Annotated in this window: 19 protein-coding genes; 12 read left to right on the top strand and 7 right to left on the bottom strand. The window is 71.2% G+C overall.

Going from position 1 to position 16,795, the window contains the following annotated elements; genetic code table 11:
* The first annotated feature begins 12 nt into the window (after positions 1–12).
* From G3I65_RS10815 to G3I65_RS10780, 8 genes are all read left to right on the top strand, one after another.
* Positions 13–393: a cupin domain-containing protein gene (locus G3I65_RS10815; RefSeq protein ID WP_375336672.1), complete on the top strand. Its 381-nt coding sequence runs from the start codon at positions 13–15 to the stop codon at positions 391–393.
* 11 nt (positions 394–404) lie between these two features.
* Complete coding sequence (locus tag G3I65_RS10810; protein ID WP_160695974.1) at positions 405–980, top strand: GNAT family N-acetyltransferase; 576 nt, start codon at positions 405–407, stop codon at positions 978–980.
* Positions 981–1,012: 32 nt separating this feature from the next.
* Entirely contained in the window at positions 1,013–1,516 is a 504-nt protein-coding gene (locus tag G3I65_RS10805; RefSeq protein WP_160695973.1) for a helix-turn-helix domain-containing protein, read from the top strand.
* Between the two features lie 67 nt (positions 1,517–1,583).
* Positions 1,584–2,075: an SRPBCC family protein gene (locus tag G3I65_RS10800; protein ID WP_160695972.1), complete on the top strand. Its 492-nt coding sequence runs from the start codon at positions 1,584–1,586 to the stop codon at positions 2,073–2,075.
* Positions 2,072–3,097 carry an LLM class flavin-dependent oxidoreductase gene (locus G3I65_RS10795; RefSeq protein WP_160695971.1) on the top strand — a complete coding sequence of 342 codons (1,026 nt, stop codon included), beginning with the start codon at positions 2,072–2,074 and terminating at the stop codon, positions 3,095–3,097. Before G3I65_RS10800 ends, G3I65_RS10795 begins: the two co-directional genes overlap by 4 nt.
* Entirely contained in the window at positions 3,094–5,409 is a 2,316-nt protein-coding gene (locus G3I65_RS10790; protein WP_160695970.1) for a molybdopterin-dependent oxidoreductase, read from the top strand. Before G3I65_RS10795 ends, G3I65_RS10790 begins: the two co-directional genes overlap by 4 nt.
* Positions 5,410–5,737: 328 nt before the next feature.
* Complete coding sequence (locus G3I65_RS10785; protein ID WP_160695984.1) at positions 5,738–6,283, top strand: dihydrofolate reductase family protein; 546 nt, start codon at positions 5,738–5,740, stop codon at positions 6,281–6,283.
* Entirely contained in the window at positions 6,280–7,383 is a 1,104-nt protein-coding gene (locus G3I65_RS10780) for an epoxide hydrolase family protein (protein ID WP_160695969.1), read from the top strand. Before G3I65_RS10785 ends, G3I65_RS10780 begins: the two co-directional genes overlap by 4 nt.
* Here G3I65_RS10780 and G3I65_RS10775 read toward each other — a convergent pair.
* Both G3I65_RS10775 and G3I65_RS10770 read right to left on the bottom strand, forming a co-directional pair.
* The gene (locus tag G3I65_RS10775) at positions 7,380–7,727 is read right to left on the bottom strand and encodes a hypothetical protein (protein ID WP_160695968.1); all 348 of its coding nucleotides are present in this window, start codon (positions 7,725–7,727) and stop codon (positions 7,380–7,382) included. The two genes, G3I65_RS10780 and G3I65_RS10775, sit on opposite strands and share 4 nt — an antisense overlap.
* Positions 7,697–9,220: an AMP-binding protein gene (locus G3I65_RS10770; protein WP_160695967.1), complete on the bottom strand. Its 1,524-nt coding sequence runs from the start codon at positions 9,218–9,220 to the stop codon at positions 7,697–7,699. The genes G3I65_RS10775 and G3I65_RS10770 overlap by 31 nt, the downstream gene beginning before the upstream one ends.
* Before the next feature lie 61 nt (positions 9,221–9,281).
* On the opposite strand from G3I65_RS10770, the gene G3I65_RS10765 reads away from it, so the two are divergent.
* Together G3I65_RS10765 and G3I65_RS10760 are read left to right on the top strand one after the other, a co-directional pair.
* A complete protein-coding gene (locus G3I65_RS10765) occupies positions 9,282–10,109 on the top strand; it encodes a hypothetical protein (protein WP_166639905.1) in 828 nt (275 codons plus the stop codon).
* A 175-nt stretch (positions 10,110–10,284) separates the two neighbouring features.
* Positions 10,285–11,001, top strand: a complete 717-nt coding sequence (locus G3I65_RS10760) for a nitroreductase/quinone reductase family protein (RefSeq protein WP_160695966.1) — start codon at positions 10,285–10,287, stop codon at positions 10,999–11,001.
* A 1-nt stretch (position 11,002) separates the two neighbouring features.
* On the opposite strand, the gene G3I65_RS10755 is transcribed toward G3I65_RS10760, so the two are convergent.
* The 5 genes from G3I65_RS10755 to G3I65_RS10735 all read right to left on the bottom strand — a co-directional run bounded on the left by G3I65_RS10755 (position 11,003) and on the right by G3I65_RS10735 (position 15,737).
* Positions 11,003–11,851 (bottom strand): LLM class F420-dependent oxidoreductase, encoded by an 849-nt coding sequence (locus G3I65_RS10755; protein WP_203612344.1) that lies wholly within the window; start codon positions 11,849–11,851, stop codon positions 11,003–11,005.
* A gap of 32 nt (positions 11,852–11,883) precedes the next feature.
* On the bottom strand, positions 11,884–12,573 hold the full coding sequence (locus G3I65_RS10750; RefSeq protein ID WP_160695965.1) for a TetR/AcrR family transcriptional regulator: 690 nt from the start codon (positions 12,571–12,573) through the stop codon (positions 11,884–11,886).
* A gap of 105 nt (positions 12,574–12,678) precedes the next feature.
* Entirely contained in the window at positions 12,679–13,602 is a 924-nt protein-coding gene (locus G3I65_RS10745; RefSeq protein WP_160695964.1) for a phosphotransferase enzyme family protein, read from the bottom strand.
* A gap of 11 nt (positions 13,603–13,613) precedes the next feature.
* Positions 13,614–14,795 carry a histidinol-phosphate transaminase gene (locus G3I65_RS10740; RefSeq protein ID WP_166639904.1) on the bottom strand — a complete coding sequence of 394 codons (1,182 nt, stop codon included), beginning with the start codon at positions 14,793–14,795 and terminating at the stop codon, positions 13,614–13,616.
* 33 nt (positions 14,796–14,828) lie between these two features.
* A complete protein-coding gene (locus tag G3I65_RS10735; protein ID WP_160695962.1) occupies positions 14,829–15,737 on the bottom strand; it encodes a hypothetical protein in 909 nt (302 codons plus the stop codon).
* Between the two features lie 179 nt (positions 15,738–15,916).
* Between G3I65_RS10735 and G3I65_RS10730 the strand changes: the two genes are divergently transcribed.
* Together G3I65_RS10730 and G3I65_RS10725 are read left to right on the top strand one after the other, a co-directional pair.
* Complete coding sequence (locus tag G3I65_RS10730) at positions 15,917–16,216, top strand: YciI family protein (protein WP_160695961.1); 300 nt, start codon at positions 15,917–15,919, stop codon at positions 16,214–16,216.
* Positions 16,217–16,336: 120 nt separating this feature from the next.
* On the top strand, positions 16,337–16,795 hold a 459-nt coding region (locus G3I65_RS10725; protein ID WP_160695960.1), incomplete at its 3' end, for a dihydropteroate synthase.

Below are 16,795 nucleotides of genomic sequence, written 5' to 3'. Positions count from 1 at the left end.
AGGATGGGGTGCATGAACCCGATCGACCTCAACGAAGTCCTCGCGAGCTTCGACGCCGCCTGGAGCCCGCGGATCGTCAGCCGCGTCAACGACTACGACATCCGGCTCGCTCGCTTCGCCGGTGAGCACGTCTGGCACGTCCACACCGACACCGACGAGTTCTTCCTCGTCCTCGACGGCGAGATCGAGATCGGGCTGCGTGATCCGGACGAACGGGTCGTGACGCTGGGCAAGGGGCAGGTCTTCGTCGTGCCGAAGGGCACCTTCCACAAGCCGTCGTCGAAGGCGGGGGCGAGCGTGCTGCTGGTCGAGCCGGCCGGGACGCTGTCGGTCGGGGACGATCACGACGAGGTGCCCGACCACGTCGACGTCACCACCGGGCACCTGGTCTAACGTCCGGGGACATGCTGACTGTCCGACCCGTCGACCAGGTGGCCTGGACCGACCTGCAGGCGATCTTCGGCGACCGCGGGGACCCCGCCCGGTGCCGGTGCCAGTACTTCAAGGACACGCCCGCCGAGTGGCGGTCCGGGACACCCGAGGAACGCGCCGAGCGGCTGCGGGAACAGACCTCGGAGCGGGCCACCGGGATCGTCGCCTTCCTCGACGGGGAGCCCGCCGGGTGGTGCGCGGTCGAGCCGCGCACCGCCTACCGGCGGCTGCTCAAGAGCCGGGTCGTCTGGGACGGGCGGGACGAGGACCCCGCGGACGACGGCGTCTGGGCCGTCACCTGCTTCGTCACCCGCAAGGGGTTCCGGCGGCGCGGGGTGAGCGCCGCGCTCGCCAAGGCCGCCGTGGACTTCGCGCGGGAGCGGGGCGCGAAGGCGGTCGAGGGGTACCCGATCGTCGTCGAGGCCGGGGAGAAGCTCGCCTGGCCCGGTGAACTGTTCGTCGGCACCCGCAAGACGTTCGCCGACGCCGGGTTCGAGGAAGTCAGCCGGCCGACCGCCCGGCGGGTGGTCATGCGGCTGACCTGCTGAGTCTCTCTGCGAAACGGCGTACCCTCGGCCGCATGAAACGGACATCGTTCGCGCAGTGGCCGTGCTCGATCGCGCGCACCATGGATCTGCTGGGGGACTGGTGGACGCCGCTGGTGCTGCGGGACGCCTTCTACGGCGTGCACCGCTTCGACGAGTTCCAGCAGGCGCTCGGCATCGCGCGCAACACCCTCGCCGACCGGCTCAAGCGGCTGGTCGAGGAGGGCTTGCTGGAGAAGGTCGCCTACCAGACCGAGCCGGTGCGCTACGACTACGTGCTCACCGAGAAGGGCCGCGACTTCTACCCGGTGCTGCTCGCGATGACCCGCTGGGGCGACAAGTGGCTCGCCACCGAGGACGGCCCGCCGATCACCGTCCACCACCTCGCCTGCGGGCACGACACGCACGCCGAAATCGTCTGCGCGGAGTGCGGCGAGCCGATGACGCCGGCGGAAACGCGGATGCGCCGCGGCCCCGGCTTCCCGCCCCGGCTGGCGCGGCGACCGGACGTCGAGGCGCGCTTCGCCCGGCAGGAGTGACGTTGACAGGGTAGGTCTATCTACGCAACTATCGTGGTCAGACGGCTCTGAAAGGGGTGCGACCACGATGGAGTGGACCGGCGCGAGGTACGCCGACCTGCCGACGGCCGAGGTTTCGACCTGGATCGACGCCGTGCCCGAGGACGTCTGGCCGGTCGTTTCGGACATCGCGCTGATGCCCGAGCTGAGCGCGGAACTGCAGTCCGTCGAGTGGTGCGAAGCCGGGCGCAAGTTCGTCGGCCGCAGCAAGCACGACGCTTTCGGCGAGTGGGAGACCACCTCCTACGTCGTGGAGTGCGAAGCCCCGCGCGTGTTCTCGTGGGCCGTCGCCGACCCGGCCGAGCCGAGCGCGGTCTGGAAGTTCACCCTCGAACCCGACGGCGGCGGTACCCGGCTGAGCCAGTGGGTGCGGATGGGCCCCGGCCGGTCCGGGCTGTCGTTCGCCATCGACCGGATGCCGGAGAAGGAACAGAAGATCGTCTTCGTCCGGATGCGCGAGTTCGAAACGGCGATGACCGCCAACCTGGCCGCGATCAAGGACCGCGTGGAGCACCGGTGAAGACCGCCACGACCGTCGAGTTCTCGAAGGACACCCGCACAACCCTGGATTTCGTGCTGGAGGCGGAAAAGCTCGGCCTCGACGTCTGCTGGGTCGCCGAAGCCTGGGGCGCCGACGCGCCGTCCGCGCTCGGCTATCTCGCCGCGCGCACCGACCGGATCCGGCTCGGCTCCGGCATCATCCAGCTCGGCACCCGCACACCGGTCGCGATCGCGCAGGCCGCGCTCACCCTCGCCGACCTGTCCGGCGGCCGGTTCGCGCTGGGGCTCGGCCCGTCCGGGCCGCAGGTCATCGAGGGCCTGCACGGCGTCCCGTTCGCGAAGCCGCTGACGCGCATGCGGGAGACGGTCGAGATCATCCGCCGGGCGTTCGCCGGCGAGAAGGTTTCCTTCTCCGGCAAGGCGTTCGAGATCCCGCTGCCCGGCGAGGCCCGCCCGATGCGGCTGTCGACCGCGCCGAACCCGGACATCCCGATCTACCTCGCGACGCTGTCGCCGAAGCTCCTCGAGCTGACCGGCGAGGTCGCGGACGGCTGGCTCGGCACCAGCTTCGTCCCGGAAGGCGCTTCCGCGTACTTCGAGCCCCTCGACGCCGGGCTCGCGAAGTCGGGCCGCACGCGTCAGGACATCGACGTCTGCCAGGGTGCCGAAGTCGCGTTCGCCGACAACGAGGACGAACTGCGCGTCCTGGTCGGGAGCCGCAAGAAGGAGCTCGCCTTCAGCCTCGGCGGGATGGGCTCGGCCACCACGAACTTCTACAACAACGCCTACAGCCGCCAGGGCTGGGCGGACGTCGCCGCCGAGGTCCGCGAGCGCTGGCAGGCAGGCGACCGCGACGGCGCCGCCGCGCTCGTCACGGACGAAATGGTGCTCGGCACGACGTTGATCGGCACCGAGGACATGGTGCGGGACCGGCTGCGCGTCTGGCGCGACACCGGCGTGGACACGGTCCGGCTCTACCCGGCAGGCGACACCCTCGACGCGCGTCTCACGACGCTCGGCCGCGCATTGGAGCTGATATGACCGGCGAGTGGCAGCGCACCGCGTGCAGCCTCTGCTACCTCAACTGCGGCCTCGAAGTGCAGGTCGAGGGGCGGAAGATCACCCGCGTCCGCGGGGACAAGGCGCACCCGCGCTCGGGCGGGTACCTGTGCCAGAAGGCGCAGCGCCTGACCTGGTACGGCGACCACGAAGACCGCCTGACGACGCCGCTGCGCCGCCGTCCGGACGGCACGCACGAGCCGATCGGCTGGGACACCGCGCTCGCCGAGATCGCCGCCAAGCTGCGCGCGATCCGCGACGCCGACACCGAAGCCGGGCGGCCCGGCTCGTTCGCCTACGTCGGCGGGGGCGGCCAGGGCAACCACTCCGGCGGCGCGTACGGCGCGTCGCTGCTGAAGTGGATGAACTCGACGCGCCACTTCAACGCGCTTTCGCAGGAGAAGACCGGCGACTTCTGGGTCAACGGGCAGCTGTTCGGCTCGGCGCTCGTGCACACCGCCGAGGACGTCGAGCACTGCGACCTGCTGGTCGTGCTCGGCTGCAACCCCTGGCAGGCACACGGTTTCAGCAACGCGCGGCACGCGTTGAACACGCTCAAGAACGACCCGTCGCGCCGGATGATCGTGATCGACCCGCGGCGCACCGAGACCGCCGAAATGGCCGACCTGCACCTGCCGCTGCGGCCGGGTACCGACGCCTACCTGCTGGGCGCGATCCTGGCGTTGCTGCTCGAACGCGGTGGTGCGGACGAGGAATTCCTCGCGCGGCGCACCGAAGGGTTCGACGAAGTCGCCGCCGTGCTCGCGAAAGTGCCGGTGGACGAGTGGATCGCGCACGCCGAAGTGTCCCGTGTGGACGTCGAGCGGGCGGTCGAGCTGATCCTGGCGGCGGAGGCGATGACCGTGCGCGTCGAGCTGGGCATCCAGCAGGGGCGGCACTCGACGCTCAACAGCTACCTCGAGAAGCTGCTTTACCTGCTGACCGGGCACTTCGGGCAGCGCGGCACGAACAACCTGCACTCCTGGCTGCTGCCGCTGTGGGGCTCGGCGAGCGGGCAGCGGTCGGAAATCACCGGGTTCGAGTACATCGGCGGCCTGCTGCCGGCGAACACGCTGGCCGAGGAGATCCTCGCCGACCACCCGAACCGCGTCCGCGCGCTCTGGGTCGAGTCGTCGAACCCCGCCAACACCTTCGCGGGCACGCGCGAGGTCGAACGCGCGATCCGCGCCGCCGAGCTGTCCGTGGTCGTCGACGTCGCCTACACCGAAACGGCCGCGCTGGCGGACTACGTGCTGCCGGCGGCTTCGCAGCACGAAAAGTGGGAGTTCACGCTCTTCACGTTCGAATGGCCGACGAACTACTTCCAGCTGCGGCGCCCGTTGCTCGACCCGCTGCCGGGCACGCTGGTCGAAGCGGAGATCTACACGCGGCTGTTCGACGCGCTCGGCGTGCTGCCGCCGTCGGACGTGCTCGCTTCGCTGGCCGCGGGACCGCGGTCGGAGCTGCAGGCGGGGATCGGCGCGCTGGTCCAGGCGATGCCCGAGCGGGCGGCGATCCTGCCGGTGCTGCTCTACCGGACGCTCGGGGCGTCGCTGCCCGACGGCGCCGCGTCGATCGCGCCGCTGTGGGCGGGGTGCCACCGCGCGGCGAAGACGATGACCGTGCCGGTGCAGCGCGCGCTGGGGAGTTCCGCGGAGGGGCCGCAGCTCGGCGAGGAGCTGTTCGAGCGGGTGCTGGCCGGCCCGACGCCGTTCTCGGCGCACGAGCAGGACGAGGTCTGGAGCCTGATGCGCCGCTCGAAGGTCCGGCTGGCCGTGCCGGAACTGCTGGACTGGCTGACCGCGCTCGACCCGGCGGCCGAGCGGGCCGACCCGGCGTTCCCGTTTTCGCTGCTCAACGGGCAGCGCCGGGCGCACAACGCGAACCAGATCCTGCGCGACCCGCGCTGGCGCCGCACCGACCCCGACGGCGCGTTGCGGGCGCGGCCGGAGGAACTGGCGTCGATCGGTGCCGCGCCGGGGGACTGGGTGGCGGTGGTGACGTCGGCGGGGCGCGTGGTCGTGCGTGCCGAGGCGGACCCCGCGCTGCGGCCGGGACAGCTGGCGCTGCCGCACGGGTACGGCATGGCGCACCCGGCCGCCGACGGTGGGCGGGTGGTGAGCGGGCCGCGGATCAACCTGCTCACCGACGCGCTGGACCGGGACCCGATCGCGGGCACACCGCACCACAAGGACGTCCCGGCGCGGTTGGAGGCCGTGACGGAGGAGGAACGGGTGGTGGCGGAGGAGAACAGCGTGCGGGTGCGTGCGACCGTCGCGAGTGGACGGTCCTGATCGTTCGCCGGTGGCTCAGCCCTCTGGCAGGTTTTCGAGGTTGTCCTTTGGAGTTCGGGCAGTACGCCATCGCGCGGATGGTCGCTCTGTAGCCGTCGCAGCTGGTTTCCCTGGTGTGGCCGGCCCGGATGCTGAGGACCACCGCCTGCCCGGTGTAGCGGGTCCCCGCACTCGTGATCACGGTGTAGCTGGCCATGTTCAGCTCCTCGGTCGGCGTTGCGCGGCGGTTGTCGGGGCCTGCGGACGGTCCGGGACGCGGGGTAGGCTCCCGATCATGGCTGCCGCGACGGACGCAGCCGAGACCGGAGGCGAGCCGAGGGGGCCGTACGTGCGCAAGATCGTCGCGAACCTGTTCATCTCGCTCGACGGCGTGGTCGAAGCGCCGGACAAGTGGTCGCTCCGGTACTGGAGCGACGAGATCGGGCAAGCGGTCGGCGGTGGGATGGCCGCCGCCGACGCGATGCTGCTCGGGCGGGTCACCTACGAAGGGTTCGCCGAGGCGTGGCCCGGGCGGACCGTCGAGGACGACGAAGGTGCCGAGTTCATGAACAGCGTGCGCAAGTACGTGCTGTCCTCGACGCTGACCGAGGTCACCTGGAACAACTCGACGCTGCTGACCGGCGACCCGGCCGAGGCGGTCCGGGCGCTGAAGGCCGAGCCGGGCGGGTCGATCATGACCAGTGGCAGCACCACGGCCGTGCGGTGGCTGCTCACGGAAGGCCTGATCGACGAGCTGAACCTGCTGCTGTACCCGATCGTCGTGGGGCGGGGGAAGCGGCTTTTCCCGGCGGAGGGGCCGTCGTTCCCGCTGGTGCTGGCGAAATCCGCCACGTTCTCCAACGGCGTCGTCCAGCTGACCTACGTGCCCGCGTGATCTCGGCGTTCCGGATCGATGTTCCCGAGGCCGACCTGGCGGACCTGCGCTCGCGTTTGCGCCGGACGCGCTGGCCCGAGGCGGGGCCCGGCGACTGGAGCCAGGGCACGCCGCCGGCCTACCTGCGCTCGTTGTGCGAGTACTGGGCGGAGGCGTACGACTGGCGGCGCGTGGAGGCGCGGTTCAACCGGTTTCCGCAGTACCGCACGGAAATCGACGGCCTGGGCATCCACTTCCTGCACGTGCGTTCGGCCCGCGAAGACGCGCTGCCGCTGCTCCTGACGCACGGCTGGCCGGGGTCGTTCCTCGAGTTCGGCAAGGTGATCGAGCCGCTGGCGGCGGAGTTCCACCTGGTGATCCCGTCGCTGCCGGGCTACGGCTTCAGCGACAAGCCGTCGTCGCCGGGCTGGGGCATCGAACGGATCGCCGCCGCGTGGGCGGAACTGATGGCCCGGCTCGGCTACGCGCGGTACGGCGCCCAGGGTGGCGACTGGGGGACGTCGATCACGACGTCGCTGGCCCAGCAGGACGCCGCGCACCTGGCGGGCATCCACCTGAACCCGCCGATCGCGGCCCCGGACCCGGCCACGTTCGACGACCTGACACCGGCCGAGCGCGTGGCGCTCGACGCGCTGGAGCACGCGCGGCGGTGGGAGGACGGGTACTCGGTGCTGCAGTCGACCCGCCCGCAGACGATCGGGTACAGCCTGCTCGACTCGCCGGCGGGGCTGTGCGGGTGGCTGGTGGAGAAGTTCCGCGCGTGGTCCGACGGCTTCCCGTTCACGCGCGACGAGCTGCTCGACGACGTGACGCTGTACTGGCTCACCGGGACGGCGGCGTCGTCGGCGCGGTTGTACTGGGAGAGCATCCGGCAGGTGCAGCGGTGGTTCTCGGAGGCGACCGAGGACACGGTGGACGTGCCGACGGGGTGTTCGATCTTCCCGAAGGAGATGCCCCGGCCGTCACGGCGGTGGGCGGCGAAGCGGTACACGGACATCCGGCAGTGGCACGAGCTGGAGCGGGGTGGGCATTTCGCGGCTTACGAGCAGCCGGAGCTGTTCGTGGACGAGGTGCGGACGTTCTTCCGGCTGGTCGGCTAGCGTTCGAAGCCCTTCGGGTCGGCCAGGTAGCGGCCGAGGTCCGGGTCCTCGTGCAGCTCGACGAACCCGTCTTCGACCTCCTGCCCCAGCTCGGCACGCACCCGCTCCAGCGCGTCGCGGGCGTCGGCGTTGAAGCGGGCGCACCGCGCTTCCCGCCACGGCCCCGGGTCCGGCGGGTAGTCCCAGTTCAGCGACTCGTCGTACTGCGCCGCGAGACTGGCCAGCTCGGCGCGCAGTCCATCGCTGAGCGGCAGCGCGGCGAGGTCCGCCGGGCCCCACAGCACCGTGCCGGAGCCGGCGTCGAAGGCGAACCTCAGTTCACCTGGCGGGACTGGCCCTGCCAAAACGGCTCCCGCAGCTTGAACTTCTGGATCTTCCCGGTCGCCGTCCGAGGCAACTCGGCCAGGAACTCCACCCGCTTCGGGCACTTGTACCCCGCCAGGTACGAGCGGCAGTGCTTGATCAGGTCCTCCGCCGAAACCTCCGACGAAGTGACGACCAGCGCCGTCACCAGCTCGCCCCACTTCTCGTCCGGGATGCCGATCACCGCGGCCTCGCGGACCGCCGGGTGGGAGTTGAGTGCGTCCTCCACCTCGATGGACGAGACGTTCTCGCCGCCGGAGATGATCACGTCCTTCTTGCGGTCCGCGATCGTCAGGTAGCCCTCCTCGAAGGTGCCGCCGTCGCCCGTGTGGAACCAGTTGCCTTCCTGCACCCGGGCGGTCTCCTCGGGGTTCTCCCAGTAGCCGTCCAGGTTGTGGTTCGACCGCGCGAGGACCTCGCCGTCGGTGTCGACGTCGATGCGGACGCCCAGTGCCGGCGTGCCCGCGCGGCCCAGCAGGCGGGCCTGCTCGTGCGGGTCGAGGCCGTCCCACTCGCTGCGCATCCGGTTGACCGTCAGCAGCGGCGCCGTCTCGGTCAGGCCGTAGATCTGGATGAACTCCCAGCCCAGCTCGGCGCGCACCCGCTCGATCGTGCGGGTCGGCGGGGGTGCGCCGGCCACGACGATGCGGACGCGGTCGCGGCCCGGGATCTCGCCTTCCCACGTCGCGGCGCCGTCGAGGGCCGCCGTGACCACCGCGGGAGCGGCGCACAGGATCGTCACGCCGTGCTCCTCGATCCGCCGGAGGATCTCGGTGCCGTCGACCTTGCGCAGCACGATGTGCCGCCCGCCGAGGCCGGTCACCGCGTACGGCATGCCCCAGCCGTTGCAGTGGAACATCGGCAGCGTGTGCAGCAGGACGTCGTGGTCGCTCAACGTCGTGTGCAGGCCGAACACGACCGCGTTCAGCCAGATGTTGCGGTGGGTCAGCTGGACGCCCTTGGGCCGCGCGGTCGTGCCGGAGGTGTAGTTGATCGTCGCTGTGGCCGACTCGTCGCCGTCCCAGGGCTCGGGGGTGCCGTCGCCGCCCCAGATCGCGTCGTCGTCGCGGCCGAGGACGAACACGTGCTTCGCCGTCACCGTGTCGAGCAGGTGTTCCAGCTCCGGGTCGACGATCAGGACCTCGGCGCCGGAGTGCTCCACGATGTACTTGACCTCGGCCGGTGCCAGCCGGAAGTTCACCGGCACCAGGATCCGGCCCCAGCCGGACACGCCGAAGAACGACACGAGCAGCCGTGCGGCGTTGTGCGACACCATCGCGACGCGCCCGCCGGCCGGCACGCCCAGCGCGTCGAGGTGGGCGGCCTGCGCGCGGGCCCGGCGCGCGACCTCGCGGTAGGTGAGGGAACCCCAGCTCGGTGCCGGCTGGTCCGGCTCGTCGACCACCGCGACGCGGTCCGGGTACACCGTTTCCGCGCGGTCGAGGAAGTCCCGGACACCCAGATCGAAGAACATGCCCCCGATGATGACTCGTCGCAGGTGCTCGCACCAGTCCGATGTGGTTCGCTGGAGCACGATGGACCTGGACACGGTGGCCGGCGAGCTCTACGGGGGTGACCTCGCGGAGTTCGTCAGCGCGCGCAACGCGGCGGCGAAAGCGGCGAAGGCCGAGGGGAACGCCGAGCTCGCGAAGCAGATCAAGGAGCTGCGGAAGCCGACCACGGCCGCGGCGATCGTCAACCGGCTGGCCCGGGAGGACGACGGCGGGTTGCGGGAGCTGGCCGAGCTGGGTGACGAGCTGCGGGACGCGCACACCCGCCTCGCCGGGGACGACCTGCGCGCGCTGACCCGCCGCCGCGGCGAGCTCGTGCGGCGGATCATGCACGAGCTGCCGTCGATGAGCGACACCGTCTCCCGCGAGGTCGAGGCCACTTTGGAGGCCGTCGCGGCCGACCCGGGCACCGCCGCGCTCGCGGTCGCCGGGCGCCTGACGTCGGTCGCGCACCAGGACACCGACCAGTGGTTCACCCTCGCCGCCACCGTGCCGCCCGCCACCGGGAAGCGCGCGGCGAAGCTGGTCGACAAGGCCGAGCCGGCGAAGCCCAAGCGCGATCACCGCCGCGAGGAAGAGGAACGCGCCCGTGCCCGCGCGGAACGCGACCGCCTGCGCAAGGAGGCCGCCGAGCTGGCGAAGGAACGCGCGGTCGTCGAACGCGACCTCGTCCGCACCCAGCGGGCCGCCGAGCAGGCCACCGCGCGCGTCGAGGACCTGCGCACCCGCCTCGCCGAAGCCGAGGAACGCGCCGAGCGCGCGACGGCGGAGTTCGAGCAGGCGAAGGAAAGCTACGAACAGGCCGACCACGCCGCCAACGAGGCGCAGAAAGCCGCCGACGCCGCGCGCTGATTCCGTGCTATCGTGCGGATGCGCCCCGGATGGGCCTATCGCACGGAGGTAGTGGCTACTCAGCCCCCTTGAGTTCGACACGTTCTGCCGTTCCTGGCAGGAGTGTGCCCTCCGCGCGCCCGTTCCGTGTCGGCTCACGGCCTCCGGCGACCACCTTCGTCGCCAAAGGAGCAGCTTGATCCACCTCACCACCACCGGCGCCCGCACGGGCCGCCCGCACCGGGTTCCCTTGGGGGACATGGACATCGACGGCCGCTTGGTCGTCGTCGCTTCGGCGATGGGTTCGCCGAAGCATCCCGCCTGGTACCACAACATCCGCCGGAACCCGTTGGTCACCGTGGAAACGGACGCGGAGACCTTCGAGGCGATGGCCGCGCTCCCGCCCGACCGCGACGCGCTGTTCGCCGCCGTGGCCGAGCGGGAGCCGGGGTTCGCGGCGTACCAGGCGCGCACGACCCGGATCCTGCCCGTGGTCGAGCTGCACCGGCTCGACGACGGGCGCCGCATGGGCGACTGGCTCGTCGAGGTGCACGACTGGCTCCGCGCCGAACTGCGGGACCTGCGCGACGGGGAAACACGGCGGCTGAGCGCGAAGTGTTCCGGCTTCTGCACCGCGCTCACCCGCCACCACACCGGGGAAGGCGGCGCGATCTTCCCCATGCTCGCCGCGCGCTTCCCGGCGCTCGCACCCGCGTTGGCGAAGCTGGAGGAAGAACACGGCGTCGTCGCGCGGCTGCAGGAGGAGATCCAGCGGCTGGCCGACGGGGAAACCGATCCGGTCCGGCTGCGCGCGGAGTTCGACCGGCTGGCGTCCGCATTGGACGCTCACTTCGCCTACGAGGAACGCACGATCGTCACCGCCCTGAACGCGCTGGCCCCGGCGCCGGACTGAATCAGAGCAGCATCTCGGCGAGTTGCCGCTGGTGCACCAGCTCGACGTCGGGTGACGGGCCGAGCACCTGCACCGCCACGTGGTCCGCCCCGGCGTCCACATGGGACTGAAGGCCCTTCGCGATCGTCTCCGCCGAACCGTGGAGCACCAGGTCGTCGATGAGGCGGTCGCTGCCCCCGCCGTCGACGTCGGCTTCGGTGTACCCGTGCCGCAGCAGGTTGTTCACGTAGTTCCGCAAGCCCAGGTAGGGGTTCTGGACGTACGGGCGGCCGATGGCGCGCGCGGCCACCGGGTCGTCGTCGACGACCACCTTCTGTTCGGGGGCAAGGAGTTTGCCCGCGCCGAGGATCGACCGGGCGTGCCGCGTGTGCGCGACCGGGACGAGGTACGGGTGCGCGCCCGCGGTGCGCTCGGCGGCCAGCTTCAGCACGCGGTCGCCGAGCGCGGCGAGGATCCGGGCGTCCGACGGCACGCCGGCCGCGTCGAGCCGGTCGAGGTAGTCGACGATCTTTTCGTACGGGCTGCGGTATTCGGTGACGGACTCGGGGTGTCCGACGCCGATGCCCAGCAGCAAGCGCTTTCCGTAGCGGCCGGCGAGCCGGTGGTAGGACGCCGCGAGGGTTTCCGGCTCGTCGACCCACATGTTGACGATCGCCGTCGCCACGGTGATCCGCTCGGTCGACGCGAGCAGGTCTTCGACGAAGGCGAGGTCGCCCACCGAGTTCCGGCCGGTGCCGAGCCAGACCGTGCCGTAGCCGAGCGCGTCCGCCGCGATCGCCTGCTCCTTCCGGGTCGCGTCGTCGCGGTGCGGGGCGAGGAACAGGCCGAACTGGTTCACTACACTTGTCATAGATGTCAATGTAGCAAATGTAGCGCTCGGCGTCAGCCCGCGATCCGGTGCAGCCACTCCCGCAGCATCTGGCGCTCGGTCGTCGTCAGAGCGTCGACGTCGTCGGCGAGCGCGGTCGACAAAGCGACCGCGAGCGCCCCGACGGACGAGCCGCCGGCCGGTTCTTCGGCGAGCAGCCCGGCCAGCACGGACTCCCTGACCTGCGCGGACATTCCCGCGTCGCGGCTGTCTTCCGGCTGGGCGATGAGGCTGAGGGTGACCCCGCTGTTGGCCGCCGCGAACTGCCGCGCGGCCTCCGCGGCTTCGACGCGGAGCCGTCCTTCGCGGGCGAGCGGCGTGAACAGCTCCAGCAGCATCGCTTCCGCGCTCGACGTGAGGTTGCAGGGCACGCCCGGCTCGATCTGGCCGTAGAGCAGCACGTAGAACGCGGGGTGCGCCAGGCCGTATTCGACGTGCCGGTCCCAGCCCTCGCGGATCCGGTCCACCGGGTCGCCGCCGGCGTCCGGGGCCTGGACGTACTGCGTGAAGCCGTAGTTCACGACGGCGTCGAGCAGGCCCTGCTTGCTGCCGAAGTGGTGGTACAGCGTGGGGGCCTGGACGCCGGCGCGCTCGCAGATCGCCCGCGTCGACACCGGCCCGTCGCCCGCCTCGTGCAGGAGCTGGCCGGCGGCCAGCAGCAGCCGGTCGCGGGTACTGGTGGCGTTGCTCGATCGTCCAGCCATGTAGCAATTGTAGCGCCAAGCTGTAACACGTCACTTTCCCTAGGAAAGATGCGTCGATGGGACAGCTACGCGCATCTTTCCTAGGGAAAGTGACGCTTCGGTGGGTCAGCGGAGGCGGAGCTGGACGCGGCGGAGGGCGGCGAACGCGGCCAGGACCAGGGGGTCGGTCGTCGCCGGCTCCGGGCGCACTGAGCGGTAGCCGTCCAGCAGGGCCTCCCGCAGCTCTTCCCGCTGCGGCAGGTGCCGCAGCTCGCCGAGGGTCACCGCGAGGTCGTAGGCGTAGTGCCCGAAGCCGCAGTCGTCGAAGTCGATCGCCCGCACCCGGCCGCGGTGGAACAGGTAGTTCACCTGCCGCAGGTCGCCGTGCACCAGGCCGAACGCGTCGGCGCCGAAGCCCAGCTCGGCCCGCACCGCGCGGGCGCGTGCCACCGCGTCCCGGATCCGCTCGTCGCCGGTCCGCGCGACCGCCCGGTCGACGACCGCCGCGGAGAAGCCGTCCACCTGCGTGCGGCCGAACTCGGTGAGGTCGTCGACGCGGCCGCGGTCGAGGCCGTTCATCCGGGCGCCGTGCAGGTGCAGCCGCGCGGTGAACTCGCCGACCGCGTACAGCCGCGGCGCGCTGAGCCGCTCGTCGACGAACCGGCCGTCGACCCAGTGGCAGAGCACGCACGTGCGCGGTTCCGGCACCGCCGGATCGGCGACCACGGTGACCAGGTCCCGCTCGCGCGTCGGCACCGGCAGCGGGACGACGAGGTCGGTTTCGCGGCGCAGCGCGGAAAGCCAGGCCATTTCCGACCGTACCCGCGCCGGTCCCGGCCCGTCCGGGCGCTGCACTCGCAGGACGTAGCGATGGCCGTCCGCGCCGTCGACGCGGAACGCCGTGTTGAGCCCGTGCGCCAGCGGGGTCAGCCGCGCCACCGGAACGTCGTAGCCGGTCAACGCCGCTTCGGCGAGCCGGCGCAGGCGGCGCGTGCGGCCGGCGCGGTCGAGTTCGTCGAACGGCCGGGTGTTCGCCTGGAAGTCGGCCATCGCCCAGGTGCTCAGCTGATCGACCGTTCCGGTTCGCGGGAGTGCGAGACGAGCTCGATCGCCGGCGTCGCGTGCCGCCCGCCGCCGAGCCGCTCGACCCCGCGCAGCCCTTCGACCAGCCGCTCGACCTCGGTGTCCGGCCGCACCCCGAAGCGCATGAACTGGCTGGTCATGCCGATCTTGTTGCCGCACTGGCGCACCAGCAGGTGGTGCTCGGCGAGCAGGTAGTCGCACAGTTCGGCGCCGTCGACCGAACCGGGCAGCTTGACGAGCAGGAAGTTCGCCTGCGACGGGTAGACCGTCAGTTCCTGGAACTGGTTCAGCTGCGAATTCATCATGAACCGGTCGAGCGCGAGCTTCTTGAGGCTTTCCTCGTATTCCGCGCGGTGCTCGGCGAGCATGAAGATCACGGTTTCGGCGAGGGAGTTCAGGTTCCACTTCGGCAGCGCGGCCGACAGTTTGCGCGTCAGCGCCGGGTTCGACACCTGGTAGCCGAAGCGGATGCCGTGCAGCCCGAAGTTCTTGCCGAGGCTCTTCAGCACGATCACGTTGGGCCGCACGACGGCTTCGGCGGCCACCGACGCGTTCATCTCCACTTCGACGAAGTCGACGAACGATTCGTCGATCACCACGAGGTCCAGGTCCTCGAGGGCGTCCATGAACCGGATCACCTCGCGCCGCGGGAGGTAGCCGCCGTCGGGGTTGTTCGGGTTGCACAGCACCGCGACCCGGGAGCCGCGGCGCTTGATGAAGTCGACGTATTCGTCCACCCGGAGCTCGAAGTTGTTCGCTTCCTTGAGCACGAACATGTCCACGCGCTTGCCGGTCTCCAGCGGCTGGTCGGTCCAGCGGCCGAACGTCGGGATCGGTACCGCGACACTGGAATCGACCAGCAGCTGGTCGATCCAGGTGATCAGCTCGGTCGAGCCGTTGGCGAGCGAGATCGTCGACGGGTTGAGCCGCAGCACGCTCGCCAGCTGGGCGGTGATCGCGCCGGCGTCGCTCGGGTAGAACTTGAGGATGGTGCGGAGGTTGCGCTCCAGCTCGCCGAACATCCCGTCGGTCGGGAAGTAGGGGTTGCAGGGGATGCAGAAGTCCGCGAGGTCGTCGGCGTGCGGCCCCATCGCCCTGGCCACGGAGAAGAACGACGGGCTGTGGGCCGCGCCCTGCTGGAAGAGGCCCCTGGTGGTCATACCGTGCCGCACGCGTGTTCTCCGTCCGCCGCTTTACCGGCCCCTTGCCTTCCCATCGCGAACACGTACGAATCGGGACCGCGGTTCAACGCCGCTGAGCGCGTAGCCGCCGGTGCCGGCCAGCGCGAGGGCGGCCAGCGCGGAGAGGGCCATGAGCGGCAGCGGCGCGGCGAGCGGGTCGACGCCGGTGAAGGACTCGACGCCGACGACGGCGGTCAACACGGCGTCGGCGGCGACGGCGACCTTCACCACGAGCAGCCGGTGCGCCTCGGGCCAGCGGGTGAACCGCAGCAGCCAGGCCAGCGCGGGCAGCACGAGGATCGCGTGCATCGCCACCGCGTGCAGCGGCTTGAGCGACCCCGCCGTCGTGTAGGCCAGCTGCGGGTCGCCACCGCGGGCCGCCACGACCCCGCGGCCGATCATCACCGCGCCGGTGGCCAGCGCGACGAGCAGCACGGCGAGACCGGCACGGACGGCCAGCCGCAGGCTCGGCGCGGCCGGCCCCGGCTCGACCAGCGCGGCGGCCGTGAAGCCGATGACGGTCACGATGAGCACCCCGCCGCCCGCGGCGAGCGTCATCGAAACGACGTTGTCGAACGGCGTCTCGAAGTTGAAGTGCGACGGCACCCCGCGCCACGCCTGCATGCTGACCAGCACCACCTCGACGACGCTCGCGGTGGTGAACGCGCCGAGCAGCGCGGTGCGCCACCGGTCGCGGACGGTCAGGAACGACGTCGCCCAGGCCACCGACGCGAGCGTCAGCCCGAAGGACAGGCCGAACGTGACGGCCTTGCGCAGCGACAGCGGCCCCAGCCACGAGCCGCCGGTGGCGAGCAGGACGGCCGCGTGCACCACGCCGCTGAGGAACAGCGCCGCGCCGACGGCGTAGGCGACGCGCTCGGCCCGCCGCCCGTCGTGCCAGATCCTCGTCAGTGCGTTCATGGTCCCGAGTGTCGCGCTTCGGAGCGGCCACCGCGTCCGCTCCGCGTCGACACCGCGTCGTACGGCAACCTGCGTACGGCAATCGGCGAGAACGTCCAAAAAGTGCTGGTAAAGGAATTCCCGTTTTCTTGACCGGAACTTCGGGTGCGAGGTGGTCGCGGGAGTTCTACCATCGAATCATGTACCTAGCACTGCTGACCTACACAGCGCCCGAAACAGAAGTCGACTACGCGCTCCCGGACCATTCGGAGTGGGTGCGCAAACAATTCACGAAAGGACTTTTCCTCGTTTGCGGGAAGGGTAACGGCGCGGCCGACCACGTGATCCTGACCCGCTCGATGCTCCGGGGCAAGCTCGACGCCGTGCTCGCCAGCGACCCGTTCGTGGTCCAGCGCCTCGCCCGGTACGACGTCATCGAGTTCACCGCCACCCGCACGGCACAGGAACTGCAGGCGATCAACGAGGCGCTCGCCTCCTGAGGACACCGTCGAGAGTCGGGTGGCCCGGCGACGGCGCCCCGCCACCTGACGGCGAACAGCTCTCCTCCCGGCGGTCTCGCTTATGATCGCGAGGCACGGACGTCCAGCAGGGAGAGCGCGATGAAAACCCCCGACCTCGTCTTCCGGGGCCGCCGGTTGAGCAGTGACCACGCGCTGGTGCTGGCCGTGGTGCAGGTGCTCCCGGAGCCCGACGCGGCGCGGGCGGCGGTATCCGGCGCCGTCGCGGACGGCGCCGATCTGGTGGGTTTCGCCGGAACCGGCGCCGAACCCCTGGTCACGTGGGCCCGTTCCGCTTTCCCCGACCTGGTCCTGGCGGTCGACACCGCGGACGTTTCGGTCGCTTCCGGTTGTTGCGAGGCGGGCGCGGACCTGATCCTCGCCCGCGCCGACCTCGTGGACGTCGCGGCCCGCTTCGGGGCCGGTTACGCCGGGCCGTCGGTGTCCGACGCGGTGGCCCGCGGGGTGCCGGCCGAAGGAGCCGTCCTGGACGTGGGCGTGGTGCGGTCGGCGCCTTCGCTGCCCGCGGACGTGCCGGTGCTGGCCGAGCCGGCCGGCGAC

Origin of the sequence: Amycolatopsis sp. SID8362, from assembly GCF_010550475.1 — a bacterium.
In the GTDB taxonomy this organism is placed as follows: domain Bacteria; phylum Actinomycetota; class Actinomycetes; order Mycobacteriales; family Pseudonocardiaceae; genus Amycolatopsis; species Amycolatopsis eburnea.
Note: the sequence above shows the minus strand (reverse complement) of the source record. Positions and strands in the feature narration are given on the sequence as shown.

Excerpts from the sequence above, each read along its gene's own strand:
- G3I65_RS10810 (WP_160695974.1), top strand. The coding sequence starts at position 405 with ATGCTGACTGTCCGACCCGTCGACCAGGTGGCCTGGACCGACCTGCAG.
- G3I65_RS10730 (WP_160695961.1), top strand. The coding sequence starts at position 15,917 with ATGTACCTAGCACTGCTGACCTACACAGCGCCCGAAACAGAAGTCGAC.
- G3I65_RS10765 (WP_166639905.1), top strand. The coding sequence starts at position 9,282 with ATGGACCTGGACACGGTGGCCGGCGAGCTCTACGGGGGTGACCTCGCG.
- G3I65_RS10805 (WP_160695973.1), top strand. The coding sequence starts at position 1,013 with ATGAAACGGACATCGTTCGCGCAGTGGCCGTGCTCGATCGCGCGCACC.
- G3I65_RS10790 (WP_160695970.1), top strand. The coding sequence starts at position 3,094 with ATGACCGGCGAGTGGCAGCGCACCGCGTGCAGCCTCTGCTACCTCAAC.
- G3I65_RS10745 (WP_160695964.1), bottom strand. The coding sequence starts at position 13,602 with ATGGCCGACTTCCAGGCGAACACCCGGCCGTTCGACGAACTCGACCGC.
- G3I65_RS10755 (WP_203612344.1), bottom strand. The coding sequence starts at position 11,851 with ATGACAAGTGTAGTGAACCAGTTCGGCCTGTTCCTCGCCCCGCACCGC.
- G3I65_RS10750 (WP_160695965.1), bottom strand. The coding sequence starts at position 12,573 with ATGGCTGGACGATCGAGCAACGCCACCAGTACCCGCGACCGGCTGCTG.
- G3I65_RS10800 (WP_160695972.1), top strand. The coding sequence starts at position 1,584 with ATGGAGTGGACCGGCGCGAGGTACGCCGACCTGCCGACGGCCGAGGTT.
- G3I65_RS10770 (WP_160695967.1), bottom strand. The coding sequence starts at position 9,220 with ATGTTCTTCGATCTGGGTGTCCGGGACTTCCTCGACCGCGCGGAAACG.
- G3I65_RS10740 (WP_166639904.1), bottom strand. The coding sequence starts at position 14,795 with ATGACCACCAGGGGCCTCTTCCAGCAGGGCGCGGCCCACAGCCCGTCG.
- G3I65_RS10815 (WP_375336672.1), top strand. The coding sequence starts at position 13 with ATGAACCCGATCGACCTCAACGAAGTCCTCGCGAGCTTCGACGCCGCC.
- G3I65_RS10735 (WP_160695962.1), bottom strand. The coding sequence starts at position 15,737 with ATGAACGCACTGACGAGGATCTGGCACGACGGGCGGCGGGCCGAGCGC.